Annotated in this window: 3 protein-coding genes; all 3 read right to left on the reverse strand. The window is 68.0% G+C overall.

The window, feature by feature from the left end:
• Positions 1 to 8 precede the first annotated feature (8 nt).
• The gene (locus tag VZL07_RS32845; protein WP_426751896.1) at positions 9 to 12,119 is read right to left on the reverse strand and encodes an amino acid adenylation domain-containing protein; all 12,111 of its coding nucleotides are present in this window, start codon (positions 12,117 to 12,119) and stop codon (positions 9 to 11) included.
• Positions 12,120 to 12,292: 173 nt separating this feature from the next.
• Entirely contained in the window at positions 12,293 to 12,835 is a 543-nt protein-coding gene (locus VZL07_RS32850) for a GNAT family N-acetyltransferase (RefSeq protein WP_426751897.1), read from the reverse strand.
• Positions 12,836 to 12,923: 88 nt separating this feature from the next.
• Positions 12,924 to 13,115 (reverse strand): hypothetical protein, encoded by a 192-nt coding sequence (locus VZL07_RS32855; protein ID WP_426751898.1) that lies wholly within the window; start codon positions 13,113 to 13,115, stop codon positions 12,924 to 12,926.
• Between the last annotated feature and the right edge of the window lie 22 nt (positions 13,116 to 13,137).

The raw sequence follows: 13,137 nt of genomic DNA on the forward strand, positions 1-13,137 counted from the left end.
CCCGGTGCTCAGGTGCCTGTTTCGCCGATGGGGGCTCGCGCTTCGACGCGCTGGAGGAAGGCGGTGAGGTGGCGCGCCATGACCTCGACGTTCGGGGGCTCGATCATCGTCTGGTGGTTTCCCGGGACATGCACGAGCTCCAGGCCACCGCGGACGAGCTGCTGCCAGGGCCGTTCCGGATGCCGGGGATGGGGCGGCACATACTCCGAGGCTCGGAGGTAGACGGCCGCTCCGTCATAGGGCTGGGGCTGGTAGCTGAACAGCGCGCGCATGTGCGCCTTCCAGACGGCGAGGAACGTCTGCAGGTCCACGAGCGAGAACGACGCCTCGACGACACCGTCGGCACGGGCTCGGCGGAGGACCTCGAGCATCTGCTCATGGGGAGCGAGCCTTCGCAGGTGCTGGGTCAACTCCTCCGAGGCATCGCCGAACGCAGCCGCCAGGAGCGCGGCGTCGTCCTCGAACTGCGTGGGCAACTGTCCGGGGCCGGGCGTGTCGAGGAACACCAGGAGTTCCGGCGCAATCCCCATGCGCCGCATGCGCTGCGCCATGTCGTAGACAATCGTTCCGCCCATGGAGAGCCCCACCAGGTAGTACGGCGGGCGCGGCAGGTGCTGGAGCAGCGCGTCGAGGTGCACCGACGCCAGCTGCTCGACCGTCTGCAAGGGCTCGCACTCGCCATTCACTCCGGGCGCCTGGAAGCCGTAGACGGTCCGTTCCGGGCCCAGCGCTCGGACCAGGTCCTGGTAGCAGAACACCGTGCCGCCCACGGGGTGCATGCACAGCAGCGGAGGCAGGTCGGCCCGCCCCTGCTGGAGCAGCACGAGGCTTCCTGGTAGCGAAGGGCCCACGCCTTCCGTCCCTCCGCCGCGTTTCAGGTCCTGGAGCCACCGGGCGAGCGCGGCCACCGTGGGACTCTGGAAGAGGACCTGCAAGGGGACCTTCACGCCGAGCCGCTCGGAGAGCTTCGCCACCAGCTGCGCCGCCAGCAGCGAGTGGCCGCCCAGGTCGAAGAAGCTGGCCGTCACGCTGACGGATGGACGGCCCAGGACCTCCGCCCAGAGCGCCGCGAGCTCCTGCTCGAGCGGCGTTCGTGGCTCCACCTCATCGGCGGTGTCATCCGTGGCATCCGCGGGGCGTGGCAGCGCGCGGTGGTCGACCTTGCCGTTCGGCGTCAGCGGCAGTGCGTCCAGGACGATGACGGCCGAGGGCACCATGTGCGAGGGCAGCTGACGCTGGAGGTGCTCGCGCAGTGACGCAGGCGGCGCGTTCGCGGCGGCATAGGCCACCAGCCGCCTGTCCCCGGGCGCGTCTTCCCGGACGAGCACGACGGCGTCATGGACCTGGTCGTGCCGGCGCAGGGCGGCTTCGACCTCACCCAGCTCGATGCGGAAGCCACGCAGCTTCACCTGGTTGTCACGGCGGCCGACGAACTCCAGCGCGCCATCCGGGCCGCGTCGCACCAGGTCTCCAGTGCGGTAGAGACGCGCGCCAGCGGTGGCGGAATAGGGATGCGGGACGAAGCGCTCGGCGGTGAGCTCGGGGCGGGCCCAATAGCCCCATGCGAGCCCGTCACCTCCGACGAACAGCTCGCCGGTGACGCCGATGGGGACGGGCTGGAGCCGGGCATCCAATACGTACGCGGTGCTGTTGGCCAGCGGCTGCCCGATGGGAACGGAGTGCGCCGAGGGCTCGACCTGGGACGTCAGGTGCCACGAGCTGAACGTGGTGTTCTCGGTCGGGCCGTAGACGTGGAGCAGCCGCTGCGGGCCACCGTGCGCGAGGACTGCTCGGACGCAGTCGGGGTCCACGGCCTCACCGCCGAAGAGGAGCGTCCGCTGGGGTTGGAACGCCGCCGGTTGAGTGCGGGCGACGTGGTTGAAGAGAGCGGTGGTGAGGAAGAGCGCCGTGATGCGCTCCTCGGCGAGGCGCCTGGCCAGGACGGCCGGGTCGAGGATGTCATCCTTGGAGAGGATGACGAGCGTGGCGCCATTGAGCAGCGCTCCCCAGATCTCGAACGTCGATGCGTCGAACGAGGCGGTGGCGGCCTGTGCGACCCGGTCCTCTGGCCCCAGTTGGAGATAGTCCGTGTCCAGCACCAGCCGGAGGACACCCCGATGGGGAACGCAGACGCCCTTGGGCGTCCCCGTGGACCCAGATGTATAGATGACGTACGCGAGGTCATCCGCGCCGACTTGCGGCTGTCGACGAAGCGCGGCGGACGGAGCGGACGGAGCGAGCGCGTCGATGCAGAGGGGCTCTCCGGCTTCCGTGGGCACGCGGCTCGCCAGGCAGCTGTGCGTGATGACTCGCCGCATCTGGGCGTCTCGAGCCATGAACGACAGTCGCTCGGGCGGGTAGTCCGGGTCGAGCGGCACATACGCGCCGCCGGCCTTGAGGATGGCGAGGAGCGCGACCACGAGGTCACAGGACCGAGGCAGGCACACCCCTACCTGCGGCTGACGCCGGCTCACGCCGTGTGCCTGCAGCAGGGACGCGAGCGCCTGTGCCCGCCGGTCGAGCTGCCCATAGGTGAGCACCTCGTCACCGTGGCGAACCGCGATGGCTTCGGGGAACTTCGCGGCCTGCGCCTCGACAACGTGCGCAATGGAGGTCTCGGACGGATAGGGCCGTGCCGTGGCGTTCCATTCGAGCAGCGCCTGATGCCGTTCGTCTTCGGACATCAGTTCCAGCCCGCCCACGGGGGCAAGGGGCGCATCGACCAGCGCGTGCAGCAGGCGGACGTAGTGCGACGACATTCTTTCCACGGTGGAGCGTGTGAAGAGCGTGGTCGCATACTCGATGGTGCCGTGCAGGCCATCGGCTGTCTCTTCGAGCGACAACGTCAGATCGAACTTCGCCGTGCGGTTGTGCAGGGGCAGCGCTGTGGCTTGCGTCCCAGTCAGCTCAGGCAGAGCACCTGGGGCGTTCTGCAAGGCGAACATGACCTGGACGAGCGGGGCGTGGCTCAGGGAGCGCTCGACGTGGAGGGCCTCGACGAGCTTCTCGAAGGGCAGCTCCTGGTGTGCGTAGGCGTCGAGGCAGCAGTCGCGGACGCGGAGGAGGAGCTGGAGGAAGGAGAGGTTGGCGTCGAGGCGGGCGCGAAGCGGGAGTGTGTTGACGAAGAAGCCGATGAGGCCTTCGAGGAGTGGGTGCGTGCGGTTGGCGATGGGAGTGCCGACGAGGAAGTCGGACTGTCCGGAGTAGCGGGAGAGGAGGAGCTGGAAGCCGGAGAGGAGCGCCATGAAGAGGGTGGCGCCGTGCTGACGGCTGAAGCGCACGAGGGAGGAGTGGAGGGAGCGAGGAAGGGAGAAGCGGAAGGTATCGCCGGAGAAGTGCTGGGTGGGAGGACGAGGGAAGTCGGTGGGCAGCTCGAGGAAGTGGGGGGCGCCGTGGAGGTGGCCGGTCCAGAAGTCGAGGAGGCGCTGGAGGACGTCCCCCTGGAGCCACTGGCGCTGCCAGGCGGCGAAGTCGGCGTACTGGATGGGGAGCGGGGCCAGCGGGGACGGCAGGCCGGAGAGGCGGGCGCGGTACTCGGCGGACAGCTCCCGGTAGAGGACGCCCAGGGACCAGCCGTCGGAGATGATGTGGTGCAGGTTGAGGAGCAAGACGTGCTGCTCGTCACCGAGCGCGACAAGGAAGGCTCGGAACAGTGGGCCTTGAGCGACGTCGAAAGGCTCGCTGGCTGCGCGGAGCAGCAGCTCACGTGTTTCGTCCAGTGACGAGGCGGTGGCGTGCTCCAGGTGGACATCCAGCGCGACAGCAATCTTTTGCTCGGGGATGCCTTCGCCGGGAAAGCGTGTGCGCAGCGACTCATGCCGCTGGACCAGTGCCTGCACGCTGAGCTCCAGTGCGGTCACATCCAGTGGACCGTCGAGTTGGACGGCCATCGGCACGTTGTAGACGGACCGATCGACATGGAGCTGGTTGAGGAACCACAAGCGCTCCTGTGCGAAGGAGAGCGGCAGCGGCCCGTCTCGATGCTGCGTCGGAATGGGGGTCGGAAGGGTGACGGCCTTGTCTGCTCCGAGTCGGGGCCCCACAGCGAGGGCGAAGGACTCGAGCGTCGGCGCCTCGAACAGCACTCGGACCGACAACGGGATGCCGAGCGTTTCCTGCGTGCGTGACACCAACTGGGTGGCGAGAAGCGAGTGCCCACCCAACTCGAAGAAATTGGCGCGGGGGTCGAGGCGGGGAAGCCGAAGCACGTCGCACCAGATGGGGGCGAGCTTCTGTTCGAGCTCCGTCAGTGTTCGTGACGGTGGTGCCTCGTCCTCGGGGCTTCCGCCGTCCATGGGTGATGGAAGGGCCCGGCGGTCCACCTTGCCATTGGGCGTGAGCGGCAGCTCGTCGAGCACGAGGATGGTGGCCGGTACCATGTGCCCAGGCAGCAGGCCCTGCAGATGGGTCCGCAGTTCGGTGGTGGAGGCGGTGGACGCGGCATAGGCCACCAGTCGCTTGTCGCCCGGGAATTCCTCACGGACGAGCACGATGGCGCCTCGGACTTCGGGATGCTGACCCAGCGCTGCTTCGATTTCTCCTGGCTCGATGCGGAAGCCACGCACCTTGACCTGGGTGTCGCGGCGGCCCACGAACTCCAGTGCTCCATCCCGGCGCTGACGCACGAGATCTCCGGTGCGGTAGAGGCGTGCACCCGGCTCGGTCGAGAAGGGATGGGGGATGAAATGCTCGGCGGTGAGGTCGGGGCGGTTCCAATAGCCCATCGCCAGGCCGTCGCCGCCAACGAAGAGCTCACCCGTGACGCCGAGGGGAACGGGTTGGAGCCGCGCGTCCAGAACATAGGCCGTGCTGTTCGCGATGGGGCGTCCGATAGGGACGGTCAGGCTATTCGGAACGGCCTGGAGCACCTGCTGACATGTGCTGAAGGTCGCATTCTCCGTCGGTCCATAGGCATTGACCAGGAAGCCCGGTGCACTGTGCGCGAGAATGCGCTGAACGCATGCCGCATCCGCGGCCTCTCCACCGAAGAAGAGTCCTCGGAGGCCTCGAACCGCCGACGGCCGGTGTCGCGCGACATGGTTGAGAAGCGCGGTGGTGAGGAACAGGACCGAGATTCGTTCGGCGTGGAGTTTCTGCTCCAGGGCGACTGGGTCGAGGACGTCATCCTTGGAGAGGATGACAAGCGTGGCGCCGTTGAGCAGCGCACCCCAGATCTCGAAGGTGGATGCATCGAACGATGCAGTGGCCGCCTGGGCAACTCGGTCCTCGGGTGTGAACTGGAAGTAGTCGGCGTTGACCACCAGCCGGCTGACGCCTCGGTGCGTGATGCAGACGCCCTTGGGGATACCGGTGGAGCCCGAGGTGTAGATGACGTGAGCGATGTCCTGGCCCGTGGCGTTGGAGGCAGGGGGCCGTACGTCGAGGCGTGCGAGCTCGGAGCCAAGGGCGTCGAGGCACAGGCGCGCATAGTCGGAGGGAAGGCGCGAGAGGAGGGAGGAGTCAGTGACGATGGCGGAGAGGCGCGCATCGCGGGCCATGAAGGCGAGGCGCTCGGAGGGGTAGTCAGGGTCGAGAGGGACGTAGGCGGCCCCTGCCTTGAGGATGGCGAGGAAGGAGACGATGAGGTCCGGGGAGCGTTGGAGGCAGACGCCAACGAGAGGACGGAGTGGCGAGACGCCGTGCGAGCGGAGGAGGCAGGCGAGTGAGTCGGAGCGTGCGTCGAGCTGGGCGTAGGAGAGGGAGGCGTTGCCCTGCTGGACGGCGATGGCGTGAGGGCGAGCGAGGACCTGGGCCTGGAAGAGCTGGGGCAGGGAGGCGTCGGCGGGATAGGGACGGGCGGTGGCGTTCCAATCCATCAGCAGGCGCTGGCGCTCGTCACCACGGAGCAGCTGCACGCTGTGGACAGGTGTCTCAGGGGCTCGGACAATTTCTTCCAGCAGGACCTGGTAGTGCGCAGCGAGTGCTTCAATGCTATCGCGCGTGAAGAGCGAGGTTGCGTACTCGATGGCACCGCGCAGGCCGTCGTCCGACTCCTCCAGCATCAAGGTCAGGTCGAATTTCGACGTATGGGTCTGCAGTTCGATGGTGTCCGCCTGAAGGCCCGGGAGCTCAGGCAGAGCACCTGGGGCGTTCTGCAAGGCGAACATGACCTGGATGAGCGGGGCGTGGCTCAGGGAGCGCTCGACGTGGAGGGCCTCGACGAGCTTCTCGAAGGGCAGCTCCTGGTGTGCGTAGGCGTCGAGGCAGCAGTCGCGGACGCGGAGGAGGAGCTGAAGGAAGGAGGGGTTGGCGTCGAGGCGGGCGCGAAGCGGGAGTGTGTTGACGAAGAAGCCGATGAGGCCTTCGAGGAGTGGGTGCGTGCGGTTGGCGATGGGAGTGCCGACGAGGAAGTCGGACTGTCCGGAGTAGCGGGAGAGGAGGAGCTGGAAGCCGGAGAGGAGCGCCATGAAGAGGGTGGCGCCGTGCTGACGGCTGAAGCGCACGAGGGAGGAGTGGAGGGAGCGAGGAAGGGAGAAGCGGAAGGTATCGCCGGAGAAGTGCTGGGTGGGAGGACGAGGGAAGTCGGTGGGCAGCTCGAGGAGGTGAGGGGCGCCGTGGAGGTGGCCGGTCCAGAAGTCGAGGAGGCGCTGGAGGACGTCCCCCTGGAGCCACTGACGTTGCCAGGCGGCGAAGTCGGCGTACTGGATGGGGAGCGGGGCCAGCGGGGACGGCAGGCCGGAGAGGCGGGCGCGGTACTCGGCGGACAGCTCCCGGTAGAGGACGCCCAGGGACCAGCCGTCGGAGATGATGTGGTGCAGGTTGAGCACGAGGATGTGCTGGTGCGCTGCGAGCTCCAGGAGGCGCGCGCGGATCAGTGGCCCTTCGGCCAGCATGAAGGGGGACTCTGCTTCGTGCTGAATGCTGGCAAGCGCGGAGGACTCCAAGCTGCTTGTGCCGCTGAGGGGCACGTCGAGCGTATCGGCGATGACCTGCGTGGGAACGGCGCTACCCGGAAAGCAGGTTCGGAGCGCCTCATGCCGGGCGACCACCGCCTGGAGCGCGTCCTTCAATGCCTGGACGTCAAGTGGCCCCACCAGGCGAACGGCCATCGGGAGGTTGTAGACCCGGTGGTCGTCATGGAACTGGCTGAGGAACCACAGTCGCTCCTGTGCGAACGAAAGGGGCAGTGGTCCCTGTCGAGGGGTGACCGGGATGAGTACCGCCTCGGGATTCCCTGTCTGGCCCGTGAGTCGCTGTTGAAGCGCGCACGCAAAGTCTTCGATGGTGGGCGCCTCGAAAAGGGTCCTGACCGGGAGCGGCACCCCAAGGGCTTCCTGAACGCGCGACACCACTTGCGTGGCCAGCAGTGAGTGCCCGCCCAGGTCGAAGAAGTTGGCGGTGACGCTGATGTCCGGACGTCCCAGCACTTCGCTCCAGATGCCGGCGACCTGCTTCTCCAGCGGAGTCCGCGGCTCGGTGAATGCCTCGGTGTCGGAGCCGAGTGCTCCGGGAGCTGGCAGCGCGCGGCGGTCCAGCTTCCCGTTCGGGGTCAGCGGGAGCGCATCCAGCACGACGAAGGCGCTGGGCAGCATGTAGTTGGGCAACGACTCACGCAGGTGCTCGCGGAGCGCGGTGGGAGCAACGTTCGTGGCCACATACGCCACGAGCTGCTTGATTCCGGGTGTGTCCTCCTGGACCAGGACCGCGGACTCGCGGACAGCGGGGTGCCGACGCAGGGCGGCTTCAACCTCGCCCAGTTCGATGCGGAAGCCTCGTAGCTTGACCTGGTTGTCGCGGCGGCCGATGAACTCCAATGCCCCATCATGCCGGCGTCGCGCGAGGTCTCCGGTGCGATAGAGGCGCGCACCGGGTGCAGTCGAGAAGGGATGGGGGATGAATCGCTCGGCGGTGAGGTCGGGCCGGTTCCAGTAGCCCATCGCCAGACCGTCGCCGCCGACGAAGAGCTCACCTGCCACGCCGAGAGGGAGGGGTTGAAGGTGTGAGTCGAGCACGTAGGCCGTGCCGTTGGACACGGGGTGTCCGATGGGAACGGAGCCCTCCGGACCCGGCCCCGCGCGAAACCACGTGCTGAACGTGGTGTTCTCCGTGGGGCCGTAGCCGTTCAGCAACGTCCCGGGCGCACCGTGGGAGAGCACCGCGTTGACGCAGGAGACATCCGCTGCTTCGCCACCAAACACCACCCAGCGCAGCATGCGGAATGCGTCCGGGCGGGTTCGAGCCGTCAGGTTGAACAGCGCCGTGGCGATGACCAGCGCGCTGATGCGCTCTTCGAGAAGCCGGCGCGCGAAGACGGTGGGATCGAGGACCTCGTCCCTGGTGAGGATGACGAGCGTGGCCCCGTTGAGCAGCGCGCCCCAGATTTCCAGGGTCGAGAGGTCGAAGGCGACCGTCGTAACCTGCGCGACGCGATCCTCGGGGCCGAGCTGAAGGTAATCCGAGTCGAATACCATCCGGCAGATTCCGCCGTGCGTGATGCAGACGCCCTTGGGGATACCGGTGGAGCCCGAGGTGTAGATGACGTGAGCGATGTCCTGGCCCGTGGCGTTGGAGGCAGGGGGCCGTACGTCGAGGCGTGCGAGCTCGGAGCCAAGCGTGTCAAGGCACAGGCGCGCACAGTCGGAGGGAAGGCGCGAGAGGAGGGAGGAGTCAGTGACGATGGCGGAGAGGCGCGCATCGCGGGCCATGAAGGCGAGGCGCTCGGAGGGGTAGTCAGGGTCGAGAGGGACGTAGGCGGCCCCTGCCTTGAGGATGGCGAGGAAGGAGACGATGAGGTCCGGGGAGCGTTGGAGGCAGACGCCAACGAGAGGACGGAGTGGCGAGACGCCGTGCGAGCGGAGGAGGCAGGCGAGTGAGTCGGAGCGTGCGTCGAGCTGGGCGTAGGAGAGGGAGACGTCGCCCTGCTGGACGGCGATGGCGTGAGGGCGAGCGAGGACCTGGGCCTGGAAGAGCTGGGGCAGGGAGGCATCGGCGGGATAGGGACGGGCAGTGGCGTTCCAATCCATCAGCAGGCGCTGGCGCTCCTCGGCCGCCAACATGTCCAGCTGCCCGATGGGTATGTGCGGCGCCCGGGCCATGGCGTCCAGCAGGTTCAGGTAGTGCTGCGCCAGCCGCTCCACGGTCGCCGGCTCGAAGAGGGCCGTGGCGTATTCGATGGTGCCGAGAAGTCCCTCAGGGGATTCCTCCAGGGCCAGGAAGAGGTCGAACTTCGCCGTCCGCGTCTCCAAGGGCTTCGGCGTGACTTCGAGCCCGGAGAGTTGAAGCCCCGAGCCCGGTGCGTTCTGCAAAGCGAACAGCACTTGAACCAGTGGCACACGGCCTGGCTCTCGGACGACGTGGAGGGCCTCGACGAGCTTCTCGAAGGGCAGCTCCTGGTGTGCGTAGGCATCGAGGCAGCAGTCGCGGACGCGGAGGAGGAGCTGGAGGAAGGAGAGGTTGGCGTCGAGGCGGGCGCGAAGCGGGAGTGTGTTGACGAAGAAGCCGATGAGGCCTTCGAGGAGTGGGTGTGTGCGGTTGGCGATGGGAGTGCCGACGAGGAAGTCGGACTGTCCGGAGTAGCGGGAGAGGAGGAGCTGGAAGCCGGAGAGGAGCGCCATGAAGAGGGTGGCGCCGTGCTGACGGCTGAAGCGCACGAGGGAGGAGTGGAGGGAGCGAGGAAGGGAGAAGCGGAAGGTATCGCCGGAGAAGTGCTGGGTGGGAGGACGAGGGAAGTCGGTGGGCAGCTCGAGGAGGTGAGGGGCGCCGTGGAGGTGGCCGGTCCAGAAGTCGAGGAGGCGCTGGAGGACGTCCCCCTGGAGCCACTGGCGCTGCCAGGCGGCGAAGTCGGCGTACTGGATGGGGAGCGGGGCCAGCGGGGACGGCAGGCCGGAGAGGCGGGCGCGGTACTCGGCGGACAGCTCCCGGTAGAGGACGCCCAGGGACCAGCCGTCGGAGATGATGTGGTGCAGGTTGAGCACGAGGATGTGCTGGTGCGCTGCGAGCTCCAGGAGGCGCGCGCGAATCAGTGGCCCGTCGGCCAGAGAGAACGGTGCGTCTGCTTCCTGCTGCATCAGGGACTGTGCTTGATCGGCGGTCTCCACGACGTGCCGGGTCAGTCGAACCGTCAGGGCCGTGGCGATACGTTGCTCCGGGACACCGTCACCTGGGAAGGCCGTGCGCAGGGCTTCGTGACGCTGTACCAGGGCCTGAAGACTGGCCTCCAGGCAGGCCACGTCCAGGGGGCCACGCAGCTCGAATGCCATGGGGAGTGAATAGAGCGGCGTGCCTGGCATCAGCCGCTCCAGGAACCACAGCCGTTGCTGCGCGAACGAGACCTGTCGCCTGGCTTCCTCGCTGAATGGACCGAAGCGGGCTTCCTCGTCCACGGAGCCCCAGGTCGCGGTGGGCAGGCTCGCGCAGAACTCACGGAGGGTGGGATGGTCGAAGAGCGCGCGGAGTGGAATCGACTGTTTCAGGGCGGCGCGGAGGCGCGAGATGGCTTGCGCGGCCAGCAGCGAATGGCCGCCGAGCTCGAAGAAGCTCGTCGTCGCATCCACGGAGCCAAGCCCCAGGGTCTCCGCCCAGACCTTGGCGACGATTGCCTCCAGACCCGGCGCGGGAGCGGCGTCAGCGGCAGTGTCGGCGGATATGAGGGTATCGGGCCGTGGCAGTGCTGAACGGTCCACCTTGCCGTTGGGGGTCAGGGGTAGCGCCTCGAGCAGGACGAAGGCCTGCGGATGCATGTGCGCGGGGAGCTGGCGTTCCAGGTGCGCGCGCAGCGGCTCCGCGGTGACGTCCGAGGCCACGTAGGCCACGAGCCGCTTGTCACCGGGGACGTCCTCTCGAACCAGCACCGCGACTTCTCGCACGGCGGGATGTTGGCGCAAGGCCGCTTCGACTTCGCCCAGCTCGATGCGGAAGCCTCGCAGCTTCACCTGATGGTCGCGCCGACCGATGAACTCCAGCGCCCCGTCGGGCCGCTGCCGGACGATGTCACCGGTGCGGTACAAGCGGCTTCCGGGCGTGGTGCTTCGAGGGTCCGGAATGAAGCGATCCGCCGTGAGGTCCGGCCGGTTCCAGTACCCCCAGGCGAGCCCGTCCCCACCGACGAAGAGCTCTCCTTCTGACGCGGGCTGAAGCCGCTCGTCCAGCACGCACGCCGAGCCATGGGCCAGCGACTTCCCGATCGGAACGGTGAGCGCGGCGGCTTCGACGTGGGACGTCGGGTGCCAGGTGCTGAAGGTCGTGTTCTCGGTGGGACCGTAGACGTGAAGCAGGCGCTCCGGCGCGCCCCGCGCGAGGACCTCGCGGACGCAGGCGGGGTCCACGGCTTCGCCGCCGAAGAGCAAGGCGCGCAAGGGACGGAAGGCGGCCGGCCGTGTGCGAGCGATGTGATTGAAGAGGGCGGTGGTGAGGAAGAGCGCGGTGATGCGCTCGTCCTGGATGCGCTTCGCGAAGAGCACGGGGTCCAGCACATCCTCCTTGGCGAGGATGACCAGCGTGGCGCCGTTGAGGAGCGCGCCCCAGACCTCGAAGGTGGATGCGTCGAAGGAGACCGTCGCGGCCTGGGCGACCCGGTCCTCGGGGCGAAGCGCGAGGTAGTCCGTGTCGAGCACGCGCCGGAGCACGCCTCGGTGAGGAATGCAGACGCCCTTGGGCGTGCCCGTCGAGCCTGACGTGTAGATGACGTAGGCGAGGTCATCGAGCTCGGCGGGGGGGACCGTGGTCAGGAGTGCATCGGACGCGCGTTCATCGCGATGTTCATCCAGGCAGAGGGGTTGCCATCCCCCCTCGGGCAGTCGGGAGCAGAGCTCCGTCCGGGTGACGATGACGCGCAGCCCCACATCCGAGGCCATGAAGGCGAGCCGCTCGGCGGGATACTCCGGATCGAGTGGAACATAGGCGCCACCGGCCTTGAGGATGCCCAGGAGCGCGACGACCAGCTCCGGCGCGCGTGGAAGACAGACACCCACGCGAGGGTACGTCCTGCCCACTCCCACGGCGCGCAGCCGCTGGGCGAGGCGGCTCGCCTCCGCGTCGAGCTGACTGTATGTGAGCGCATGATCCCCGAAGGTGACGGCAACGGCATGGGGCTGCCGCGTCACCTGCTCCGTGAACGCATCCACGATGCTACGAGGACCCTGCGAGAGGCAGCGAGGCAACTGCTCGGTGGAATGGGTCATGTCGGCGCGTCGCCCTATGTGAGAACAGGTCGATAGCGCCTTCGCGAGACATCACGGAGACGGTTGAAACAGGGACTGACGCGTCTTGCAGGTTTAACGGCCCGGACGGATTGCGCGCAAGATTGGCCGTCCCCACGCCCCCCTATCAGGGTGGCTCGATGCCGGGGCGGCGGCTACTGCCTGCGTGTCCGCCAGGCGTTCCGGGTTTGCCCCCACAGGTCGACGCGCGTGGTGTCGAGCGGCGGTGGGAGCTGGCCCGGTCCGAGCAGCCGTGAGCCCAGCCGGAGCGCGACCTGCTGGGACGGCGTGTTCTCCGGCGCGATGCAGTGGATGACGTCGGTCCAGCCGAGGTGGTCGAACGCCCAGTCGAGGGTGGCCGTCGTCGCCTCGGTCGCGTAGCCCCGCCCCCAGTATTCGCGGAGCAGGCCCCAGCCAATCTCCGTTCCCGGCCAGCCATCCGGCTTCCATGGGCCCACCCGTCCCACCCACGCGCCGGTGGACTTCTCCAGGACGGAGAACATCGCGAAGCCGTGGAGTGCCCACGAGCCCGCCATCACGCACAGGCTCCGCCACGCCACCGAGCGCGGCTGGACGCCGCCGATGAACCGCGCGGATACCGGGTCCGCCAGCAGCGCCGCGAAGCCGTCCAGATCCGCGGCGACCGGCGGCCGCAGGATGAGACGCGGTGTTTCGAGCACAAGACTGGGGAGCGACATCTGTTGCCTCCACCGGGCGCCGGCCCATGGCTTCAAGAGAGCCGCCAGGCGGCCACGAAAGGACCGCCTGGCGGGAACCGCGTGGAAATCAGAGCGGCAAGGGCCGGCACACCTTGCCTTCGCAGTAGAAGCCATCCGGACAAGGCTTCGGGACGTCCACCTTGCACATGGGCAGCTCCTGCTCCTGGTCCGCCAGCATCGGCTCATGGGCGTCGTCCATCGGGCCACCACAGCCCACCATGGCCAGCACCGCGACGACACCCAGTCCCTTCCACAGCATGTGACGCATCATTTCGGCTCCT

The organism is Pseudomyxococcus flavus, assembly GCF_050038885.1.
Classification (GTDB): domain Bacteria; phylum Myxococcota; class Myxococcia; order Myxococcales; family Myxococcaceae; genus Myxococcus; species Myxococcus flavus.